The organism is Nocardia huaxiensis, from assembly GCF_013744875.1.
GTDB classification, from domain to species: domain Bacteria; phylum Actinomycetota; class Actinomycetes; order Mycobacteriales; family Mycobacteriaceae; genus Nocardia; species Nocardia huaxiensis.
The window spans coordinates 6,756,861-6,779,419 of record NZ_CP059399.1; the positions used below are offsets into that span (position 1 = coordinate 6,756,861).

General features: G+C 71.1%; 11 protein-coding genes. All 11 read left to right on the top strand.

The window, feature by feature from the left end; all coding sequences use genetic code 11:
* The first annotated feature begins 76 nt into the window (after window positions 1–76).
* Entirely contained in the window at window positions 77–6,616 is a 6,540-nt protein-coding gene (locus tag H0264_RS30730) for a type I polyketide synthase (protein ID WP_181580787.1), read from the top strand.
* 30 nt (window positions 6,617–6,646) lie between these two features.
* The gene (locus tag H0264_RS30735; protein ID WP_181580788.1) at window positions 6,647–8,596 is read left to right on the top strand and encodes a type I polyketide synthase; all 1,950 of its coding nucleotides are present in this window, start codon (window positions 6,647–6,649) and stop codon (window positions 8,594–8,596) included.
* A gap of 30 nt (window positions 8,597–8,626) precedes the next feature.
* On the top strand, window positions 8,627–10,705 hold the full coding sequence (locus H0264_RS30740; protein ID WP_181580789.1) for an AMP-binding protein: 2,079 nt from the start codon (window positions 8,627–8,629) through the stop codon (window positions 10,703–10,705).
* Window positions 10,702–17,190 carry a type I polyketide synthase gene (locus H0264_RS30745; protein ID WP_181580790.1) on the top strand — a complete coding sequence of 2,163 codons (6,489 nt, stop codon included), beginning with the start codon at window positions 10,702–10,704 and terminating at the stop codon, window positions 17,188–17,190. The genes H0264_RS30740 and H0264_RS30745 overlap by 4 nt, the downstream gene beginning before the upstream one ends.
* Before the next feature lie 42 nt (window positions 17,191–17,232).
* Window positions 17,233–18,063, top strand: a complete 831-nt coding sequence (locus H0264_RS30750) for an SDR family NAD(P)-dependent oxidoreductase (protein ID WP_181580791.1) — start codon at window positions 17,233–17,235, stop codon at window positions 18,061–18,063.
* An 80-nt stretch (window positions 18,064–18,143) separates the two neighbouring features.
* Window positions 18,144–18,419 carry an acyl carrier protein gene (locus H0264_RS30755; protein WP_181580792.1) on the top strand — a complete coding sequence of 92 codons (276 nt, stop codon included), beginning with the start codon at window positions 18,144–18,146 and terminating at the stop codon, window positions 18,417–18,419.
* A gap of 42 nt (window positions 18,420–18,461) precedes the next feature.
* A complete protein-coding gene (locus tag H0264_RS30760) occupies window positions 18,462–19,601 on the top strand; it encodes a 3-oxoacyl-[acyl-carrier-protein] synthase III C-terminal domain-containing protein (protein ID WP_231084741.1) in 1,140 nt (379 codons plus the stop codon).
* Window positions 19,594–20,577 (top strand): hypothetical protein, encoded by a 984-nt coding sequence (locus tag H0264_RS30765; RefSeq protein ID WP_181580793.1) that lies wholly within the window; start codon window positions 19,594–19,596, stop codon window positions 20,575–20,577. The genes H0264_RS30760 and H0264_RS30765 overlap by 8 nt, the downstream gene beginning before the upstream one ends.
* A gap of 29 nt (window positions 20,578–20,606) precedes the next feature.
* A complete protein-coding gene (locus tag H0264_RS30770) occupies window positions 20,607–20,849 on the top strand; it encodes a hypothetical protein (RefSeq protein ID WP_181580794.1) in 243 nt (80 codons plus the stop codon).
* A complete protein-coding gene (locus tag H0264_RS30775; protein ID WP_181580795.1) occupies window positions 20,846–21,655 on the top strand; it encodes a hypothetical protein in 810 nt (269 codons plus the stop codon). The genes H0264_RS30770 and H0264_RS30775 overlap by 4 nt, the downstream gene beginning before the upstream one ends.
* Window positions 21,652–22,542 (top strand): MaoC/PaaZ C-terminal domain-containing protein, encoded by an 891-nt coding sequence (locus H0264_RS30780; RefSeq protein ID WP_231084738.1) that lies wholly within the window; start codon window positions 21,652–21,654, stop codon window positions 22,540–22,542. The genes H0264_RS30775 and H0264_RS30780 overlap by 4 nt, the downstream gene beginning before the upstream one ends.
* The last annotated feature ends 17 nt before the right edge of the window (window positions 22,543–22,559 follow it).

Below are 22,559 nucleotides of genomic sequence, written 5' to 3' on the forward strand. Positions count from 1 at the left end.
ACTCTCGCGAACTCGCGATGTCCGCCGAAGTACTCCGGTCCGGCCCGGACTCGTGCACGCAGGAAGGTGAACAACGATGGCGACCGAATCCGACCTCCGCAAGTATCTCAAGAAGGCCGCGATTGATCTGCAGGAAACGCGGCAGCGACTGCAGGACGTGGAGGCGCGGGCGCACGAGCCCATCGCCATCGTGGGGATGGGCTGCCGCTTCCCCGGCGACATCGAGAATCCGGCCGACCTGTACCGGGTCGCGCTCGAGGGCCGGGACATGGTGACCGAGTTCCCGGCCGACCGCGGCTGGGACGTGGAGTCCGCCTACAACCCGGATCGGGAGAACAAGGGCACCACCTATGTCCGCCACGGCGGATTCCTCAGCCGCCCAGGCGATTTCGATGCTGCGTTCTTCGGCATCTCGCCCCGGGAGGCCCTCGCGATGGATCCGCAGCAGCGGCAGCTGCTGGAGGTGGCGTGGGAGGCGCTCGAGCACGCCGGCATCGACCCCACCTCGCTCAAGGGCAGCGCCACCGGCGTGTTCGCCGGCGTCATCGCGCCCATCCACCCGCCGGAACCCGATGACAAGTCGCCCTTCCACGGGCTGGTCATGACCGGCAATACCGGCAGCATCGCTTCCGGGCGCATCGCCTACATCCTGGGCCTGGAAGGTCCCGCGGTGACCGTGGACACGGCCTGCTCCTCCTCGTTGGTGGCCCTGCATCAAGCGGTGCAGTCGCTGCGCGCCGGGGAGATCTCCATGGCGCTGGCGGGCGGCTCCACCGTCATCGCCGGCACCGCCGAGTATGTGGAGTTCTGCGCGCTGGGCGCGCTCGCCCCGGACGGCCGCTGCAAGTCCTTCGCGGACACCGCCGACGGTTTCAGCGTCTCCGAGGGCGCGGGTGTGCTTGTGCTGGAACGCCTTTCGGACGCACAGCGCAACGGGCATCGGATTCTCGCGGTGATTCGCGGCTCCGCGGTGAACCAGGACGGCGCCAGCAATGGCCTGACCGCCCCGAACGGGCCATCACAGCAGCGCGTCATCAAGCTGGCGCTGTCGGACGCGCGGCTGGCCGCGGCCGAGGTGGACGTGATGGAGGCGCACGGCACCGGAACGCCGCTGGGCGACCCCATCGAGGCGACCGCGCTGCTGGCCACCTACGGCAGGGAACGCACCGGGGCCCCGCTGCTGCTGGGCTCGGTGAAATCCAATATCGGGCACACCCTGGCCGCCGCCGGCGTGGCGGGCGTGATCAAGATGGTGGAGGCCATGCGGCACGGCGTGGTGCCGCCGACCCTGCACGCGAAAACCCCCAGCCCGCACGTGGAGTGGGACTCCGGACAGGTCGAGCTGGTCACCGCGCCGCGGGAGTGGCCGGACAACGGGCACGCCCGCCGGGCGGCGGTCTCCTCGTTCGGCATCAGCGGCACCAATTCGCACGTGATCCTGGAACAGGCTCCGCTCGCTGCCGAACCCGCCGCGGGCGAGGCCGACTCGACACCGGAAACCATTGTGCCGCCACTCATTCCGTGGGTGATCTCGGCGCGCAGCGCGGACGCGATCACCGGCCAGGCGCGGCGGCTGCTCACCCGGGTACGCGAGGACGCCGCGCTCGCGGCCACCGATGTCGGTCTGTCGCTGGTGAACACCCGCGCCCGCCACCCCTACCGGGCGGTGGTGCTCGGGCAGAACCGGGACGAACTGCTGGCGGGGCTGGAGCAGCTGGCCGCCGGGTCCGAAGCACCCGGTGTGACGGTGGGCGCGGGCGCGGTCAAGGGCAAGACGGTCTTCGTGTTCTCCGGACAGGGCTCGCAGCGGCCCGGTATGGGCCGGGAGCTCTACGACGCCTACCCGGTGTACCGCACCAAGTTCGACGAGATCGCGGCGCTCTTCGACGCGCTGCTGGAGCGGCCGTTGGCCGAGGTGGTCTTCGCCGCGGCCGACAGCCCCGAGGCGGCGTTGCTCAACCGCACCGACTTCACCCAGGCCGCCCTGTTCGCGGTCGAGGTCGCGCTGTTCGAACTGGTGCGGTCCTGGGGCGTGAATCCCGATCTGGTGGTGGGACATTCGATCGGCGAGATCGCCGCCGCGCAGGTGGCCGGGGTGTGGTCGCTGGCCGACGCGGTGCGCCTGGTCGCCGCCCGCGGCCGGCTCATGGCCGCGCTGCCCGCCGGTGGCGCCATGATCTCGCTGGCCGCCGGCGAGGAAACCGTGGCCCCGCTGCTCGCGGGCAGAACCACCGAGGTCGGCATCGCCGCCGTGAACTCCCCCGGCTCCGTGGTCATCTCGGGCGCCGAGGCCGCCGTCGAGGAGATCGCCAGGACGATCGAGGCCACCGGCGTGAAGGCCACCCGGCTGCGGGTCAGCCACGCCTTCCACTCGCCGCTCATGGCGCCCATGCTCGACGAATTCCGTTCCGTCTGTACCGCATTGACCTATCACGACCCGGCGCTGCCGGTGGTCTCCAATGTCACCGGCACGCTCGCCACCGCCGCGCAGTTCCAGGATCCGGAGTACTGGGTGGGGCATGTCAGCGCGCCCGTGCGCTTCGCCGCGGGCATCACCGCTGCCGCCGAATCCGCCAAGGCGGGAAGCACTTTCGTGGAGATCGGCCCCACCGCCGCACTCACCGGCCTGGTCACCGCGACCCTGGCCGACGACACCGCCGACGCCGAGGACGGCCCCGGCTTCGTCGCGGTCCCGGCACTGCGCGCGCTGCGCCCCGAGCCGCAGTCGCTGCTGACCGCGCTGGCCACCGCGCACGGCCGCGGCACCGCCGTCGCCTGGGAGACGCTGTTCGCCGGAACCGGCGCGGGTTTCGCCGAATTGCCCACCTACGCTTTCGATCACCGCACCTACTGGGTGGTCGAGGGCAATGGTTCGGGCGATCCGCGTCAGCTTGGCCTGGGCGCGGCCGAGCATCCGCTGCTGGGTGCGGTGGTCAGTGTGGCCGAGGGCGGGGATGTGCTGCTCACCGGACGCCTGTCGCTGTCCTCGCATCCGTGGCTGGGCGACCACGCCGTCGGCGGCCGAGTCCTGTTGCCCGGCACCGCTTTCGTCGAACTGGCGCTGTACGCGGCCGGTGTCGTGGGGGCCGCGCGGCTCGCCGAACTCATGCTGGCCGCGCCGCTGGTGATCCCCGAGCGCGGTGCGGTGCAGGTGCAGGTCCGCGTGTCCGGAGGACAGGACGCCGACGAGTGGCAGATCGGGGTGTTCTCCCGGCTCCAGGCGCCCGGCGCCGAGGACGGCCCGTGGACCACGCACGCCACCGGTGTGCTGGATTCGGTTGCCGCGAACGACATTCCGGTCGACGACCTGAAGGTGTGGCCCCCGGTCGGCGCCTCGGCCGTGGAGGTCGGCGATGTGTACGGCGTCTTCGCCGCCGGCGGCTACCACTACGGTCCGGTCTTCCAGGGTCTGCAGTCGGTGTGGCGGCGCGGCGAGGAATGGTTCGCCGAGGTGGCGCTGCCGGAAACGGCGGCGGGTGACGCGGGCAAGTTCGGCCTGCACCCGGCGCTGCTGGACGCGGCCCTGCACACCTCGCTCGTCGGTGCGCTGGTGTCCGGCGATGTGGACACCGTGAAACTGCCCTTCGCCTGGGAGGGCGTCGCGCTGGCCGCGGTGGGCGCGTCCGCGCTGCGCGTCAAGCTCACCCAGTCCGGCGACAAGATGGAGATCATCCTCGCCGATCCCACCGGCGGCTCGGTCGCCAAGGTGGAATCGCTGACGGTGCGGGCGATTTCGGCCGAGGCCCTGGCCGGGCCGTCCACCTCGGTGGGCGATGCGCTGTTCGGCCTGAGCTGGGTCGCGGCCCCGCAGGCCGAGCCCATCCCGGCCGCGGAGTGGACGGCCATCGAGGACCCGACGGTGTCCAGCAATGGCGTCGGACTGTGGGAACTGGAGCGGGCCACCGCATCCGGGCGCGACGCCGTCGTGCTCACCATCCCGGCGCAGACGGCGCAGTCGCCGCTGGCGGCCCTGCATTCGCGGGTGGCCGGGGCGCTGGAACGGGTGCAATGGCTGCTGGCGCAACAGGATTACACGAATGCCGCACTCGTCGTGGTGACCCGCAACGGCGTCGCGGTCGACGGAGGCGAGGAGGTCGATCCGGCCGCCGCCGCGGTGTGGGGCCTGCTGCGCAGTGCGCAGAACGAGAACGACGCCCGGGTGCTGCTGCTCGACCTGGACGCCCCTGCCGCCGAACCGGAACAGCGGCGGGCCGCCGTGGCCGCGCTGCTGGCCGGGGGCGAACCGCAGGCGGCGCAGCGGCGCGGGGCACTGTTCGTGCCGCGCCTGGTGCGAGCCGGCGCGGACACCACCGGCGGTGCGCACCTGGCCGAGTCCGGGACGCCGTGGCGGCTCGGCGTGCTCGACAAGGGAACGCTCAACGGCGACAACATGATTCTGGAGCCCGGCGACGACACCGCCGAGCTGGAACCGGGTCAGGTCCGAGTGGCCCTGCGCGCCGCGGGCATGAACTTCCGCGACGTGCTCATCACGCTGGGCATGTACCCGATCGAGAACACCCCGGTCGGCGGCGAGGGCGCGGGCGTGGTCGTGGCGGTGGGCGAAGGCGTCACCCGGTTCGCGCCGGGCGATCGGGTCATGGGCCTGTTCGCCGGCGTCGGCTCCACGGTGGTCACCGATCAGGCCGCGGTGGTCGAGATGCCGTCGAACTGGACCTTCGAGCAGGCGGCGGCCGCGCCGGCGGTGTTCGGCACCGCCTACTACGCCCTGGTCGACCTGGCGAAGCTGAAAGCCGGTGAGTCCCTGCTGATTCACGCCGCGACCGGCGGCGTGGGCATGGCGGCCGTGCAGCTGGCGCGGCACCTGGGCGCGGAAGTCTATGTGACCGCCTCCGAACCGAAATGGCCGGTGCTGCACGGCATGGGCTTCGACGACTCCCGCATCGGAAACTCGCGCACGCTGGACTTCGAGCAGAAGTTCCTGGCGCAGACCGAGGGTCGCGGCGTGGACGTCGTACTCGATTCGCTGGCAGGCGATTTCGTGGACGCGTCGCTGCGGCTGCTGCCGCGCGGCGGCCGGTTCGTCGAGATGGGCCTCACCGACGTCCGCGAACCGGACCAGATCGCGGCGCAGTACCCGGGCGTCGAGTACCGCGGCTTCGTGCTCATGGAGGCCGGTGCGCAGCGACTGCAGGAGATCCTCACCGAGCTGGTGAAGCTGTTCGAATCCGGTGTGCTGCAACCGCTTCCGCTGACCCTGTGGGATGTCCGCCGCGCCCCCGAGGCGTTCCGATACCTGTCGCAGGCCCGCCACGTCGGCAAGAACGTGCTCACGGTCCCGCAGCCGCTGGACCGCGACGGCACGGTGGTCGTCACCGGCGGCACCGGCGGGCTGGGCGCGATCGTGGCCCAGCATCTGGTCGCCGAGCGCGGCGTCCGCAATCTGGTGCTCACCTCGCGCCGGGGCCCGGCCGCCGAGGGCGCACCGGAACTGGTCGAGGAGCTCACCGCCGCCGGAGCCGCCGTCGAGGTGGTGGCCTGCGACGTCTCCGACGGGGACGCGGTGCGCGCGTTGATATCCGGCATCGATCCCGCACATCCGCTCACCGGTGTGGTGCACGCGGCGGGCATCATCGACGACGGCCTGTTCACCGGGCAGACGCCCGAGCGGGTCTCGAAGGTCCTCGCGCCCAAGGCGGATGCCGCCTGGCACCTGCACGAGGCCACCCGGGAGCTGGATCTCACGCTGTTCGTCACCTTCTCCTCGGTGGCGGCGGTCTTCGGTTCCCCCGGCCAGTCGAACTACGCGGCGGCCAACGCCTTCCAGGACGCCCTGGCCGCACTGCGGCGGCGGCAGGGCCTGGTGGCTACCTCCATCGCCTGGGGCCTGTGGGAGCAGGCCACCGGCATGACCGGGGCGCTGACCGACACCGATCGGGCGCGCATGCGCGCGGGCGGTTTCGTGCCGATCGCCACCGCCGACGGCGTGGCCATGCTGGACGCCGCGGTGACCTCCGGACAGTCCTACGTGGTGGCCTCCCGCATCGACACCGGCGTACTGCGCAATGTCGACGCCGAACTGCTGCCACCGGTGCTGCGCGGGCTGGTCCGCTCGGTCCGCCGGGCCGCCGACGCGGGCGCCGAACAGGCGTCCAAGCTGGTCGCGAGCCTGGCCGGATTGAGCCCGGCCGAGCAGGAGAAGACCCTGCTGGACCTGGTCCGCTCGCATGCGGCCGCGGTCCTGGGCCACGACTCGGCCGACTCGGTCGGCGCCGATCACGCCTTCAAGGACCTCGGCTTCGACTCCCTGGGCGCGGTCGAATTCCGCAACCGGCTCAAATCCTCCACCGGACTGAAGCTTTCGACCACCGTCGTCTTCGACTACCCGACCCCGGCCGCCCTGGCCGGCTACATCCGGGAGGAGATCGCCCCCGCCGACGACGCGCTGTCGCGGCTGGTGGCCCAGGCCGACATGCTCTCGCTGGCCTGCACCGGACTGGAGCTGGAGAAGACCGAGATCTCGCTGCTCACCGAGAAACTCACCGAGATCATTCGAAAGTTGCAGGGCGACACCGGATCCGGCATCGACCTGGACACCGCCGAGGACGACGAGCTGTTCGACTTCATCGACCAGGCCCGTCCCTCCAGCCTCGCCTGAGCGCGGCCCACCAGGATTCAGGGAGACGTCATGGCAAGCGAAGAGGAACTGCGCCGCTACCTCAAGAAGGCGGCGGTGGAGCTGAAGGACACCCAGCGCCGGCTCGACGAGCTGGAGGCGCGGGCCGTGGAACCGATTGCGATCACCGGGATGTCGTGCCGCTTCCCGGGCGGGGTGCAAACCCCGGAACAGTTCTGGGAGGTGCTCGAGGACGGCCGCGACCTGTTCGGGCCACTGCCGCAGGATCGCTCCTGGCAGCACTGGCTGGGCCTGAACGGCGGCAGCTACGTCTCGGAGGGCACCTTCCTCTACGACGCCTACGATTTCGACGCCAAGTTCTTCGGCATCCCGCCGATCGAGGCGCGCGTCATGGATCCGCAGCACCGGATCCTGCTCGAAATCGCCTGGGAGGCCATCGAACGCTCGCGGATCGACCCGGAATCGCTGCGCGGCAGCGCGACCGGGCTCTATCTGGGAATGAGCACCCAGTCCTACGAGTGGGTGGGCTTCAACAAGCACTGGATCGGCGTCGAGGGCTACCTCATGACCGGGAGCGCGGTCGCCGTCGCCGCCGGCCGCATCTCCTACACCCTCGGGCTGGAGGGCCCGGCCCTCATGGTCGACACCTCCTGCTCGTCCTCACTCACCGCCATCCATCAAGCCTGTGCCGCACTGCGTTCCGGCGAGGTGTCCATGGCGCTGGCCGGCGGGATCATGGTGATGTCGCTGCCGCTGTGGTTCGTGGCCTTCTCCCGGCTGCGCGCGCTGGCGCAGAACGGGCGGCCCAAACCCTTCGCCGCCGCGGCCGACGGCACCGGCTGGGGCGAGGGCGCGGGCATGCTCATGCTGGAGCGGCTCTCCGACGCGCGGCGCAACGGGCATCCGGTGCTGGCGGTCATCCGCGGCTCCGCCGCCAATCAGGACGGCGCCTCCAACGGCCTGACCGCCCCCAGCGGCCGGGCTCAGCAGAAGGTGATCCGGCAGGCGCTGAGCAATGCCAAAGTCGCTGCGGCGGAAGTGGATGTGGTCGAGGCGCACGGCACCGGCACCGTGCTCGGCGATCCCATCGAGGCGCAGGCCGTGCTGTCCACCTACGGCAAGGACCGTCCGGCGGGCAAACCGCTGTGGCTGGGGTCGGTGAAATCGAACCTCGGGCACACCCAGGCCGCCGCCGGCGTCGCGGGCGTGATCAAGGTGGTGCAGGCCATGCGGCACGACACCGTGCCACCCACCCTCGGGGTGGACGCGCCCACACCGCATGTGGACTGGGACGCGGGCGATGTCCGATTGCCCACCACCAAGCAGCCGTGGCCGCGCAACGGCCATCCGCGGCGGGCAGGGGTGTCCTCCTTCGGTTTCAGCGGCACCAACCTGCACGTCATCGTGGAGGAAGCCCCCGAGGCCGAACCTGCCGAGGTGACCGAGCCGCCCCGGGACGCCGCGATGCCGCTGCCGCTGGTGCTGTCGGGCAAGACCGAGGACGCCCTGCGGGCGCAGGCCGCCAAACTGCTGGACTGGCTCATCGCCGATCCGGCGCTGGATCTGTGGGACGTGGGCTTCTCCCTGGCGACCACCCGCACGGCCCTGGACCATCGGGCCGCGGTGCTGGCCGGCGATCGGGAGCAGGCCCTCGCGGGCCTGGCGGCGGTAGCGGCGGGCCAGACCACGCCCGCCGTGCATCGCGGCCGGGCCGGGCAGCCCGAGGACGCGCCGGTCGCGGAGCCGGGCGAGCCCGGCGCGGCGGCGATCGCCTGGACCGGCGGCGCCGAGATCGATTGGGCGGCGGTCTATTCCGGGCAGCCCGTGCGAACCGTGGACCTGCCGACCTACGCCTTCCAGCGGCGGCGCTTCTTCATCAATCCGGATGCGGAAAAGGTGTCGGCCCCCACCGAACTCGGCAGCGACGAGTCGCAGCTGGAGGAGAAGTTCCGGGTGCATTTCCACCTGGACACCGACGGCTCCTCACTACCGCAGTCCTGAACCGGCCGCCTTCGAGATCGAGGAAATCCCATGGTACGCACCGACCTCATCCGGCCGCTGCCGGAAATCCTGCGTGGCAACGCGACGCGCTGCGGTGAGCGCATCGCCTTCGCCGACGCCAGGCGCACGGTCACCTACGCGGAGCTGGAACGCCGCACGGGCGCCTTCGCCGCCAATCTGGGCTGTGCGCGCGGCGATCGGGTGGCGCTCATGCTCGGCAATACCGTCGAGATGGCGGAGGGCTATCTGGGCGTGGCCCGAGCCGCCGCCGTCGGCGTGCCGATCAACCCGTACTGCTCGGATGCCGAACTGGATCACATTCTCGCCGACAGCGGCGCGAAAGTACTGGTGACGCATGCGAGTTCGGTGCGGCGGCGGGAGCAGGTCCTGGCGCGCCACGGCCAGGTGCGCCTGGTGGTGGCGGGCGGCTCCGGCGGTGGCCACCTCGATTTCGAAACCCTTTCCAGCACACCGCCACTCATCGCGCCCCGCGACGATCTCGGGGTCGACGACGTGGGTTGGATTCTCTACACCTCCGGCACCACGGGACAGCCGAAGGGCGTGGTCACCACGCTCACCAAGACGCTGTGGGGCACGGTGGCCGCCTATGTGCCCTGGCTCGGGCTGTGCGAGGACGATCGGCTGCTGTGGCCGATGCCGTTGTCGCACTGCCTCGGTCACCACCTGGCGGTGCTCGGGGTGGTGGCGGTCGGGGCGGGGGCCCGGCTGGTGGACGGCTTCGCCGCCGGGCCGCTGCTCGACGCCCTCGACTCGTCGGAGGCCACCATCCTGGTGGGGGTGCCGACCATGTTCCACCGGCTGGCGCAGGCCCTCGACGGGCGACCGCACCCGAATACCCTGCGGGCGTGCTGGTTCGGCGGTGCGCCCGGCTCGGCCGAACTCGGTGCCGCGGTCGCGCGGACGCTCGGCGTGCCGCTGCTGAACACCTACGGCGCGACCGAGACCAGCGGGCCCATCACGGTGAACCCGCCGTCGGATCGCGACACCCCGGCGTCGGCGGGGCTGCCGGTGCCGGGAAACAGTGTGCGCGTGGTGGATCCGGCCACCGAGCGGGATGTGCCGGCCGGCGCGGAGGGCGAACTGTGGGTCGCGGGACCGGGCGTCATGCTGGAGTACCACAACCAGCCGGACGCGACCGCCGCCGCCCTGCGCGGGGAATGGCTGCGCACCGGCGATCTCGGATACCGCGATCCGCACGGATTCCTCTACGTCACCGGCAGACTCAAGGAACTCATCATCCGCGGGGGCGAGAACATTCACCCGGCCGAGATCGAGCAGGTGCTGGAGCGCGTTCCGGGTGTGCTGGACGCTGCCGTGCTGGGCCGGGCGCACCACACGCTCGGTGAGGTGCCCGTCGCGCTGCTGGTGCCCGGACCGGACGGGATCGACCCGGACGCCGTCTTCGCCGAGTGCCGGAAAGAGCTGTCGCACACCAAGATTCCCGTGGAACTGCGCCAGATCGAAGCGGTGCCGCGCACCGCTTCGGGCAAGATCGCACGGCGTGAGCTGGCCACCGTGCCCATGCGCCTGCTGGCGCTGGCCGAGACCGAGTCGGTGGAGCAGGCGGGCTGGGCGCGCCCGGATGCCGCTGTGCGCGAAGAACTTCGGGCTCGGCTGGCCGGGCTCGCGGCCGCCGACGGCATCGCCATCCTCGGGGACCGGATCCTGGAATCGGTTGCGCTGATTCTGGGTTCGGGCCGCCGGCGCCTGGACGGCACCTTCAAGAACTGGGGCATGACCTCCCTCGGCGCGGTCGGCCTGCGCAACCAGCTGGTGACCGTGACCGGACTCGATGTGCCGGTGACCGCCGTATTCGACTATCCCACACCGGCCGCGCTGGCCGAGTACCTGCACGCGACCCTGCTCGGCGAGGGCACGCGAGCGGTTTCCGGCGCGCGGACCGCAGCCGCTCCGGGTACCCCGGACGCCGTTCTCGGCGACGAATTCCGCAGGCGCATGGACGAAATCACCGCCATGGACGCCGCGGAACTCATCCTCCTGGCCACCGCGGGTCCGACCGCGCAGGCCACCACGATCAACGCGAACAGCAGCGCCGATGCCGACGGCGAGAAGGGTGGCCGACGGTGACGACGAACGAGGAACTGGTCGAGGCGCTCCGGAATTCCCTGCTGGAGCAGGAGCGACTGCGCCGCGACGGCCGCTACGCCGACGCGCTGGCGGAGCCGATCGCGATCGTGGCGACGGGCTGCCGCTATCCGGGCGGCGTGCGCTCCCCCGAACAACTGTGGGATCTGGTGACCGGAGGCGTCGACGCGTCCTCCGACTTCCCCGTCGACCGCGACTGGGATCTGGACGGCCTCTACGACCCCGAACCCGGCGCACCGGGCAAGATCTACGTCCGCCGCGGCGGATTCCTGCACGACGCGGCCGAATTCGATGCCGGCTTCTTCGGCATCTCGCCGCGCGAAGCGGCCGCCATGGACCCGCAGCAGCGCCTGCTGCTCGAAGTGTCGTGGGAGACCTTCGAACGGGCCGGCCTCGACCCGGTGTCGTTGCGCGGCAGCGACACCGGCGTCTTCGCCGGGGTCATGTACCACAACTACGGCACCGACGCGGTCGGCTCGGCCGGCTCGGTCGTGTCCGGGCGGCTGTCCTATGTGCTCGGCCTCGAGGGCCCGGCCATCACCGTCGACACCGCCTGCTCGTCCTCGCTGGTGGCGCTGCATCTGGCCGTGCACTCGCTGCGCATGCGCGAATGCGGGCTCGCCGTCGTGGGCGGCGTCGCGGTGATGACCACCCCGAACTCGTTCGTGGAGTTCTCCCGCCAGCGCGGGCTGGCCCCCGACGGCCGCTGCAAGGCGTTCGCCGCCGCGGCCGACGGCGTCGGCTGGTCCGAGGGCATCGGAGTGCTACTGCTGGAACGCCTTTCGGACGCCCAGCGCAACGGCCACACCGTCCTGGCGGTGGTGCGCGGTTCGGCGGTCAACCAGGACGGGGCGAGCAACGGCCTCACCGCGCCCAACGGTCCCGCGCAGCAGCGCGTCATCCGCCAGGCCCTCGCCAATGCGCGCGTCCCCGCCGGTGAGGTCGACGTGGTCGAAGCGCACGGCTCCGGCACCCGGCTGGGCGACCCCATCGAGGCCACCGCCCTGCTGGCCACCTACGGCGCGGAACGGGCCACCGGCGAACCACTCTGGCTGGGCTCGGTGAAATCCAATATCGGTCACGCGCAGGCGGCTTCGGGTGTGGCGGGCGTGATCAAGATGGTGGAGGCGCTGCGGCGCGGCGTGATACCGCCGACGCTGCACGTCGACGCGCCGACCCCGCACGTGGCCTGGGACACCGGCCGGGTGGAGCTGGCCACCGCCCGGCGGGACTGGCCGCGCAGCGACCATCCTCGCCGGGCCGCGGTGTCCTCCTTCGGCATCAGCGGCACCAATGCCCACGTCATCCTCGAACAGGCGCCGGCCGGCGGCGCAGTCGAGCCGCCGGGCGATCGCACGGCCGAGTACACCGCGCCCGAACGCACTGCGGCCGGGCGCACTCCGGCCGAGCTCCCGGCGGCCGAGTACGCGGTGACCGAGCACGTGCCGGGATTCCTCGTGCCGCAGGTGATTCCGTGGCTGCTGTCGGCCAAGACGGCGGAATCGCTGACCGGTCAGGCGCAGCGGCTGCGGGAACGCCTCGAGGCGGGGCCGGACCCGGTGGATGTGGGCTTCTCGCTGGTCACCTCGCGGTCGGTGTTCGCGCATCGCACGGTGGTGCTGGGCCGCGACGAAGCCGCGCTGGTGACCGGCATCGCCGACCTCGCCTGCGGGAATCCGGCGGCGAACGCGGTGACCGGACGCGCCGACGTGGACGGGAAGACAGTGTTCCTGTTCCCGGGTCAGGGATCGCAGTGGCTGGGCATGGCGGCCGAACTGCTCGACACCGCACCGGTTTTCGCCGCGCAGATCGAGGAGTGCGCGGCGGCGCTGGCGGAGTTCGTGGACTGGTCGCTGCCGGATGTGCTGCGGGACGCCGAGCTCGCGGCGCGGCTGGACAATCCTTCCGTGGTGCAGCCGGTGCTGTTCGCGGTGATGGTGGCGCTGGCACGGCTGTGGCGCTCGCTGGGCGTCGAACCCGATGCGGTCATCGGCCATTCGCAGGGCGAGATCGCGGCCGCGCAGGTGGCGGGTGCGCTGTCACTGCGCGAGGCCACCCGGATCGTGGTGGTGCGCAGCCGGGTGCTGCACGACCTGTCCGGACACGGCGGCATGGTGTCGGTGCTGCGGCCGGTCGCCGAGATCAGCGCACTGATCGAAGAACGCTGGCCCGGAAGGCTTTCCATCGCCGTGGTGAACGGCGCGACCTCGACCGTGGTGTCGGGCGACAATGACGCCCTCGACGAGCTGATCGCGCAGTGCGACGGGAGCGCGCGCCGGGTGGCCGTGGACTACGCCGCCCACTCGCATCGCATCGACGAGGTGCGCGCGGAGTTCCTGCGGGAGCTGGGCGAGGTGCGGCCGCGGCCGGCCACGGTCCCGGTCATCTCGTCGGTCACCGGCGCGGTGCTCGACGGCGAAACCATGGACGCCGAATACTGGTTCCGGAACCTGCGCGCTCCGGTGCGCTTCGACCGCGCGCTCGCCACCGCCTACGACCGGCGCGGCCGCGCCTTCGTCGAATGCAGCCCGCATCCGGTGCTGACCGCGGAGGTGCGCGAATTCCTCGACGGCACAGAGGATGCCGAGCGCTCGGTGGCCGTGGGCTCGCTGCGCCGCGGCGACGGCGGGCTCGAACGCTTCCTCACCTCGCTCGCCACGGCCTATGTGCGCGGGGTGCCCGCCGACTGGGCGCGACTGTTCGACGGCGCGGGCGCGTCCCGCATCGACCTGCCCACCTACGCTTTCGAACGCAAACGCTACTGGCTGGAGACACCACCGGCGGCGCCTGGCGCCGAATCGGGTTTCACCGCGGCCGAACACCCGCTGCTGGGAGCGGTGGTCGAACTGGCCGATCACGACGGTCTGCTCATGACCGGGCGGCTGTCGCTGTCCGCGCACCGCTGGCTCGCCGATCACCGGGTGGGCGAGCAGGTGCTGCTGCCGGGTGCGGCCTTCGCCGAACTGGCGCTGTTCGCGGCCGGCACGGTCGGCGCCGCCCGGGTGGCCGAGCTGATTCTCGCCGCACCCCTGGTGATTCCGGAGCAGGGCGCGATACCGGTGCAGATCCGGGTCGGCGAGACCGAACCCGGGGAATGGCGGCTGGGCGTGTACTCGCGCGGTACCGGCGACGAGTGGCTCTGTCATGCCACCGCCGTCCTGGATTCGACTGTGACAGCGCAGATTCCGCATCCGGATCTGCGGATGTGGCCGCCCGTCGGAGCGACCCCCGTCGACATCGGCGACGCCTATCGGACCTTCGCGGCCGACGGGTACCGCTACGGCCCGGTCTTCCAGGGGCTGCGTGCGGTGTGGCGGCGCGGCGACGAGGTCTTCGCCGAAGTGGCCCTGCCGGAATCGGCCGCCGAGGATGCGGGCCGCTTCGGACTGCATCCCGCCCTGTTGGATTCGGCCCTGCACACCGCGCTGGTGAGCGCCACCGAGTCCGGCGATCCGCACGCCATGAAACTGCCCTTCTCCTGGGAGGGTGTGACCCTGTCGGCGGTGGGCGCGACCGCGCTGCGCGTGCACACCGTGCTCTCCGGGGACCGCATGGAGCTGACCCTCGCGGACCCCAGGGGCGGGCCGGTGGCCCGCGTCGACGCGCTGACCCTGCGCCCGCTCGCCGACGCCGCACCCGCACACCGCTCCCCCGCCGTGGACGGGGTGTTCACAATGAACTGGATCGCCTTGGCGGACAGCGAGATTCCGGCGCGGGAACTGGAGTGGGAGTCACTCGGGGACGAGCAGGGATGGCTGCTCGAACGCTGTCGCGCCGACCGGGATCTGCTCGTGCTCACCTGCCCGTCCGGCGGCGAGCTGCCGCTGGTGCAGCGCGCCCACCTGCTGGCGACCGAGGCGATACGGCGCATACAGCGCCTGCTCGCCGACGAGAAGCACAGCGCGGCAACCGTCGTCGTGGTCACCCGCGACGCGGTGGCGGTGGACGGTGGCGCGCAGGTCGATCCGGCGCACGCCGCCGTCTTCGGCCTGATGCGCAGCGTGCACAGTGAAAACCCGGGCCGCACAGCCGTTCTCGACATCGACGCGCACACCGATCGCCGGCTGGCGGTGACCGTGATGGCGCTGTCGGGCGAACCGCAGGCCGCCGTGCGACGCGGTATCCCGCACGTCCCGCGCATGACCCCGTGCGGTGCGGACACCGTGGGCAATACCGGCTTGGCCACTACCGCGAACTGGCGGCTGGCTGCCCTGGACAAGGGCACCCTGCGCGGGGACAACCTGGTCCTGGAGGCGGTGGACGCCGAGGCCGAGCTCGCACCGGACGAGGTGCGGGTGGCGCTGCGGGCGGCCGGCCTGAACTTCCGGGACGTGCTCATCGCACTGGGCGTGTACCCCATCGACTGGGTCGTGGTCGGCGGCGAGGGCGCGGGCGTCGTCACCGCCGTCGGTTCGGCAGTGACCCGCCTGCGGCCCGGCGATCGGGTAATGGGCCTGTTCGGCAAGGGCATCGGCGCGTCGGCGGTAGCCCCGGAAACCACGCTGGCGCGCATCCCGGCAGGCTGGAGTTTCGAACAGGCGGCCGCGGTGCCCGCGGTGTACGCCACCGCCTACTACGCCCTGGTCGACCTGGCCGGGCTGCGCGCCGGGGAATCCCTGCTGCTGCACGCGGCCACCGGCGGGGTCGGCCTGGCGGCGATCCAGCTGGCCCGGCACCTGGGCGCGCACGTGCTCGCGACGGCCTCCCCCGCGAAATGGCTGGTCCTGCACGGTCTGGGCTTCGCCGACGCGGACATCGCGAACTCCCGCACCCTGGAGTTCGAGGCGAAGTTCCTGGAGCGCACCGCCGGTCGCGGTGTCGACGTCGTCCTGAATTCGCTCGCGGGCGAATTCGTGGACGCCTCACTGCGACTGCTCCCGCGTGGCGGACGCTTCATCGAGATGGGTCTCACCGATCTGCGCGACCGCGACGAGATCGCCGCCGCGTATCCGGAGGTGTCCTACCGCGATTTCGTGCTCATGGACGCACCCGGCGAACGGCTGCGCGAGATCTTCACCGAGCTGGTGTCGCTGTTCGAATCCGGTGCCCTGCAACCGCTTCCGATCACCCTGTGGGATGTGCGCCAGGCCCCCGAGTCCTTCCGCTACCTGTCGCAGGCCCGGCACATCGGCAAGAACGTGCTCACCATCCCCACCCCGCCGGACCCGGAGGGCACCGTCGTGATCACCGGCGGCACCGGCGGCCTGGGCGCGGTGGTGGCCCGGCATCTGCTGGCGGAGTACGGGATTCGGCATCTGGTACTGACCTCCCGGCGTGGCCCGGCCGCCGCCGGCGCGGCGGAACTGGCCGCGGAACTGACCGCCGCCGGAGCGACCGTGCACCTCGCCGCCTGCGATGTCGCCGACGGAGACGCGGTGCGCGCGCTGATCGCCGGCATCGATCCCGCCCACCCGCTCACCGGCGTCGTGCACGCCGCCGGGGTGCTCGAGGACGGCATCTTCGCCGACCAGACCCCCGAACGCCTGCGAAAAGTGTTCGCCCCCAAGGTCGATGCCGCCTGGCATCTGCACGAGGCCACGAAACACCTGCCGCTGTCGATGTTCCTGCTGTTCTCGTCCATCGCCGCCGCGGTCGGCTCACCGGGACAGTCCAATTACGCCGCGGCCAACGCCTTCCTGGACGCCCTGGCCACGCTGCGGCGCCGGCAGGGTCTGCCCGCCACCTCCATTGCCTGGGGTCTGTGGGAACAGGCCACCGGCATGACCGGGGCGCTGACCGACACCGACCGGGCCCGCCTGCGCGCGGGCGGCTTCGTCCCCATCTCGGACGCCGAGGGCGTAGCCATGCTGGACGCCGCCCTCGGCTCCGGACAGCCGTACGTGGTGGCCTCCCGCATCGACGCCACCGCACTGCGCGGCGTGGACGCGGAGCTGGTGCCGCCGGTGCTGCGCGGGCTGGTGCGCTCGGTCCGCCGCGCCGCCGACGCCGGGGCCGAACAGGCGTCCAAACTGGTCGCGAGCCTGATCGGACTGAACCCCGCCGAGCAGGAGAAGACCCTGCTGGACCTGGTCCGCTCCCATGCGGCCGCGGTCCTGGGCCACGACTCGGCCGACTCGATCGGCGCCGACCACGCCTTCAAGGACCTCGGCTTCGACTCTCTCGGCGCGGTCGAATTCCGCAACCGGCTCAAGTCCTCCACCGGATTGAAGCTGGGCACCACCGTCGTGTTCGACTACCCCACCCCCGCGGCCCTGGCCGGGTACCTCCGCGCCGAGATCGCTCCCGCCGACGATGCCGTCTCCCGGCTGGTCGCCCAGACCGAGCTGCTGTCGGCGGCGGTCCGCGGGGTCGAGTTCGACCGCGCCGACATCACGCTGCTCACCGCGAAGTTGACCGAGATCATCCGGAATCTCCAGGGCGGCAACGGTTCCGGGATCGACCTGGATGCCGCCGAGGACGACGAACTCTTCGACTTCATCGACAGCGCGCCGACCGCGCGGCACTGAACCATCCCCGCGGCACCGAACCTCCAGAGGAAAGGACACCCCATGGCCCTCCCGAAACCCGCACCCGATCGCACCGCGCTGGTGACCGGCGCGTCGTCCGGCATCGGCCGCGCCATCGCACTCGAGCTCGCCGGGCGCGGACATCAGGTCTGCCTGGTCGCCCGGCGCGAGGAGAAGCTGGCCGAGCTCGCCCGCGAGATCAAGGCCGCCGGCGGCCGCGCGGAGGTGCTCGTCACCGATCTCACCGATCGGGCCGCTCGCGCCGAATTGCCCAAGCGCGTAGCCGATCTCGGGCTGAGCGTCGACATCCTGGTCAACAATGCCGGCTGGTCGACGCTGGGCCCGGTAGTCGATTCCACCCCCGAGTCCGAGCTGGGCATGGTCGAGGTGGATGTCATGTCCGTGGTCGATCTGTGCACGCGCTTCGCGCCGGGCATGGTGGAGCGCGGCGCGGGCGCCATCCTCAATGTCGCCTCCACCGCCTCCTTCCAGCCGCTGCCCGGGCAGACCGGGTACGGCGCGGCGAAGGCGTTCGTGCTGTCCTACAGCCTCAGCCTCAAGGGCGAGCTGATGGGCACCGGCGTCAAGGTGACCGCCCTGTGCCCGGGGCCGGTGGTCACCGAGTTCATCGATGTCGCCGGATTCACCGAGCAGGAATACAAGTTCATGCCGCCGCCCATGTGGAAGCCGGCGCACAAGGTCGCCAAGGCCGGGGTGAACGGGGTGGCGCGTGGGCGCATGGTGGTGATTCCCGGCCAGCTCAACCGATTCGTGTCCTATCTCGCCTACTACAGCCCCAAGCGGATCGTGGTGCCGATCGTGGCGCTCGGGCATCCGCGATTGCAGTCGCTGCGCAAGTCTCGCCGGCGGTAGGGGCCGCATAGGGGCTGTCGGCGCCCACCGAACCTCCCGCACCATCGTCGGATGCGGGCTCGCACAACAGGAGTACTCACATGAGCATCGAACAAGCCGTCCGCGACGACATCTCGGGCTACCTGCTCGCCCACTACGAAATCGATCTGAACGAGCTGCCGCCGGACACCACCGTGCGTGACCTCGGCGTGGATTCCCTGGGCCTGCTGGCCATCGCCAACCTCATCGAGAAGAAGTACGGCTTCTCCATGGACGACGAGCGGCTCGCCTCGGTCCGGACCCTCTCGGATCTGCTGGAGTTCATCCGCCTCAAGAGCGAAGAGGCCGAGAAGGCCGCTCCGGTCGGCACCGAATAGGCCAGTCCCCCACCAGAATCCGAACAGACCGGAGCAATCGACGTGAACGCATACATCACCGCGACGGGCCGCTTCCTGCCGGGCGAGCCGGTGCCCAACGACGAGATCGAGGACTACATCGGCAAGGTCGGGCGCGGCTCCTCGGATCTCAAGGAACTGATCCTGGAGAACTGCGGCATCAAGACCCGCCACTACGCCATCGACAAGCAGCAGAACACCGTCTACTCCAACGCGCGCATGGCCGCCGAGGCGGTCCGCGCCGCCGCGGCCCGCGCCGGGCTCGGCCCCGGCGACGTCGAGCTGCTGGCCGCCGCGACCACCATGCCCGACCTCATGGGCCCGGGTCACGCCAGCATGGTGCACGGTGAACTCGGCTACGCCCCGCTGGAAATCATTACCGCACACGGCATCTGCTCCTCCGGCATGATGGCGCTGAAGAACGCCTACCTCCAGGTCGCCGCCGGTGAGAAGCGCACCGCGATCTCGGTGGCCAGCGAACTGGCCTCCCGCGGCTTCAAGAGCTCCCGCTACGCGGAGATGACGCCCATCGCCGAGGACGGCAGCCTCCCCATGGAGACCGCCTTCCTGCGCTACATGCTCTCCGACGGCGCCGGCGCGGCCGTCGTGCAGGACCGGCCCCGGCCCGACGGCGTCAGCCTGCGCATCGACTGGATCTCGCTGACCTCGTACGCCAACACCGAGCAGGCGTGCATGTACTTCGGCAGCAAGAGCAACGACTGCGCCAAGACCTGGAACGACTACCCCGATGCCGCCTCCGCCGCCGCCGACGGGGCCGCCTTCCCGCGCCAGAAGCTCGCACTGCTCCCGCATCTGGTGAACATCGGCATCATCGAAGCGCAGCGGCTCATCGACGCGGGCAAGATCGATCTGGAGCGGCTGGACTGGTTCCCGGCGCACTACTCCAGCGAACGTATGAAGGAACTGCTCATCGGCGAGATGAAACGCGCCGATCTGCATATCGCACAGGAGAAGTGGTTCTCCAACCTGACCCGGGTCGGCAATATCGGCAGCGCCAGCATCTACATCATCCTCGACGAGATGCTGAACGAGGGCATGATCAAGCCCGGCGAAACCGTGGTGTGCATGGTCCCCGAATCCGGCCGGTTCGCGATCTCCTTCATGCACCTGACCGCCGTAGCGGGTGACGACACCCATGCCTGATTCGCTGTCCGGCACGCGCCGGGTGACCATTCTCTGTTACACCCAGACCGGACAGCTGCGCGAGGCGGTGGCGGCGTTCACCGCGCCACTGGTCGCGGCGGGCTGGACGATTCGCTGGGTGGATGTCGTGCCGGACAACGAGTTTCCCTTCCCGTGGTCGATCCGCTCCTTCTTCGGCGTGTTCGCGGCCTCGACTGATCCGCGCGCCACCGTGGCCCTGCGCGCGCCCGCCGCCGGATTCCACACCGAGCCGGACGAACTGGTGATCCTGGCCGCCCAGGTGTGGTTCCTGTCGCCCTCGCTGCCGGTGCGGGCCCTGCTCACCGATCACCCCGAACTGTTCGCGAACCGGGATGTGCTGGCGTTCATGGTGTGTCGCGACAAGTGGTATTCCGCGGCGGTGGAGATGCGGACCGTCCTGGACGGGGTCGGCGCACGGTTCGCCGGCGTGGTCGCCGCGACCGACACCAGCCGGCATCTCATCTCCATGGTGACCACCCTGCGCTGGATGCTCCTGGGCAAACGCCAAGGGTTCCTGGGCTTTCCGCCCGCCGGGGTGGGCGAGCACGAGCACGAGCGGCTGCGCACGGCCGGGCGCGCGGTGGCGGCCGCCGCTGCGCCGTCCGATCGCACAGCGGCCGACGTGGTGGCCCGGGCGCTGCCGACGGTGGACGCGGCGCCGGTGGAACCGCTCATCGCGGGCGCGGATCTCATGGCGGGCAGGCTGTTTCGCACATGGGGCGCGGCGGTGCGGGCGGCCGGGCGGATCGGGCCGGCGGCCTACGCCCTGGTGCTGGCCATGTTCGTGGGCTGGCTGGGTATCGCCATCGGCGTCGGACTACCCGTGGTCAGCACCGTGCGCCGAATCGGCAAGCGCTACTTCGAACCTCGCGTGCGCCGCCGGGTGGCGACCGCGCTGCACCCCACGCCGCGCCCGCGGCCGCGCACCGGACCCGACCGGGCGCGGTCGGCATGAGCACCCGACACCGAGAGACAGGAGATGTCATGACCGGCACATCGATCGGCGAGACGCCGCCGGACGCACCCCGGGAGCTGACCTCGCAGCTGGGTGCGGTACCCGCGGGCATCGCCGCCGCACTGTCCGAATCCGAACAGGCCCACCTGGCCGGACTCATCCAGCGCGCCGTCGAGCACGAAACCGCCGAATTGCTCACCGACGCCCTGACCGAACTGAACAAGGTGCCGTCGTTCCTGCGCAAACCCCTCATGAAGTTGCTGACGAAATGAGCGTGCGATCGGTCGTGGACCCCGTGGTCGTGGAGAAGCTCGCGCTGGCGCGGGTACTGCGGGTGGATCCCAAGGACATCGAATACCTGGACGCGGCCCCCGCCGGGGACATCCGCGATCTGCGGCTCCAGATCATGGAGCTGATCACCAGCGCCAATGCGGCGGGGATGCAACGCATCGCGAGCATCTCCACCATCATTCCGCCCGCCATCGCGGCGCGGATCGCGGTGCGCAGCGGCAGCAGTCTGTTCGCGGCGCGCATGGCGGTCGCCATGGACGCCGCCCGCGCCGCCGAGGTGGGCCGGCGACTGCCGGTCACCATGCTGGCCGATATCGCCATGGATCTGGATCCCGGCACGGGCGCGACGCTCATCGGCGGGCTGCCCGACGACCTGCTCGTGGACGTGGTCGCCGAGTTGTCGGTGCGCGAAAAGTGGCTGACGCTGGCCGAATTCGCCGAACAGGAGTTCTCCGAGACGCAGTTCGACGCGGTGGTGAAAGGGCTCAGCCCCATCGCCCTGCTGCGCTCGGGCCACCTGATCTACAAGGAGGAGGTGCTGCGGCGGCTGGTGCGGCGCATGCCCCGCCCCACCATCGACACGCTCTTCGACGCGGCGGCCACCCACGACGCCTGGGCCGAACTCCTGCACACCGTCGAGGCCATGGACCAGGACGCCGGGACCTACGCCCGGCAGACCGCCGCACGGCTGGCCCCGCCGATCCGGGCGCGCGCCGCGGCGGCCAAGGCCGCCGAGGGCCTGGCCGACAGCTACCGGCTCTTCGACGAAAAGGTTTCCGGCGCATGATCATCCAGCAGACCGGCGCGACCTTCCCGCCCATGTCCTTCCACGGCAGCGGCGTCGGAGTCTGGTCGGACGCGACCGAGTTCGAGGTCACCCGCGAGCACCTGGCGGCCTACGCCGCCGCCACCGACGACCCCATCCCCGCACATCGGGCCGGGGATATCGCACCGCCGATGTTCGCCGCCGTCCCCGGCTTCGAACTCATGAAGACGGCCACCATCGACGTCCGCCCGCCGCACGCCCTGGCCGGAATGGTCCAGGGCGCACAGGATTTCCGGTTCCATCGCCCGATCCGGCCGGGCGAACTGCTGCGCACCCGGGGAATGCTGGCCGGCTACCGGGGCTTCGGCACCGGCACCCGGGCGCTGGCCCGCGTCGAATGCCGGGACGAGGCAGGCGAACTGGTGAACGAGCAGTACGCCACCTTCGTCTTCCCCGGTTTCGACGCCGGTGACCTCGTGGGCGAACGCGCGCCGCTGCACCGCTTCGATCCGGCGTTGCGCCGCCGGCCGCCGGACCATGCGGTGCGCGCCCGGGTCGGCCTCGACCAACCGGCCAGGTACGCACCGGTTTCCGGTGATCCGCTGCGCATCCACCTCGACGAGGAGGTGGCCAGGGCGGCGGGCCTGCCCGGCATCATCGCGCACGGCATGTGCACGCTGGCGTTCACCTCCTGGGCCGTGCTCACCCGGCTCGCCGATTCGGACGTGCACCGGCTGCGCCGGTTCGCCGGTCGCTTCTGGAAACCGGTCCTGCCCGGCGACGAGCTCGACACCCGCATCTGGTCCAGCCACGCACCGCCCGCCGACGGAATCGCCCGCTACGCCTTCGAAACCGCGCGTGGCGACGACTTCGTGATCACCGACGGGCTGGCCGAGATCACCGTCTGAATCACCTGTCCCGACAG

Excerpts from the sequence above, each read along its gene's own strand:
- H0264_RS30730 (WP_181580787.1), top strand. The coding sequence starts at position 77 with ATGGCGACCGAATCCGACCTCCGCAAGTATCTCAAGAAGGCCGCGATT.
- H0264_RS30735 (WP_181580788.1), top strand. The coding sequence starts at position 6,647 with ATGGCAAGCGAAGAGGAACTGCGCCGCTACCTCAAGAAGGCGGCGGTG.
- H0264_RS30740 (WP_181580789.1), top strand. The coding sequence starts at position 8,627 with ATGGTACGCACCGACCTCATCCGGCCGCTGCCGGAAATCCTGCGTGGC.
- H0264_RS30750 (WP_181580791.1), top strand. The coding sequence starts at position 17,233 with ATGGCCCTCCCGAAACCCGCACCCGATCGCACCGCGCTGGTGACCGGC.
- H0264_RS30755 (WP_181580792.1), top strand. The coding sequence starts at position 18,144 with ATGAGCATCGAACAAGCCGTCCGCGACGACATCTCGGGCTACCTGCTC.
- H0264_RS30765 (WP_181580793.1), top strand. The coding sequence starts at position 19,594 with ATGCCTGATTCGCTGTCCGGCACGCGCCGGGTGACCATTCTCTGTTAC.
- H0264_RS30770 (WP_181580794.1), top strand. The coding sequence starts at position 20,607 with ATGACCGGCACATCGATCGGCGAGACGCCGCCGGACGCACCCCGGGAG.
- H0264_RS30775 (WP_181580795.1), top strand. The coding sequence starts at position 20,846 with ATGAGCGTGCGATCGGTCGTGGACCCCGTGGTCGTGGAGAAGCTCGCG.
- H0264_RS30780 (WP_231084738.1), top strand. The coding sequence starts at position 21,652 with ATGATCATCCAGCAGACCGGCGCGACCTTCCCGCCCATGTCCTTCCAC.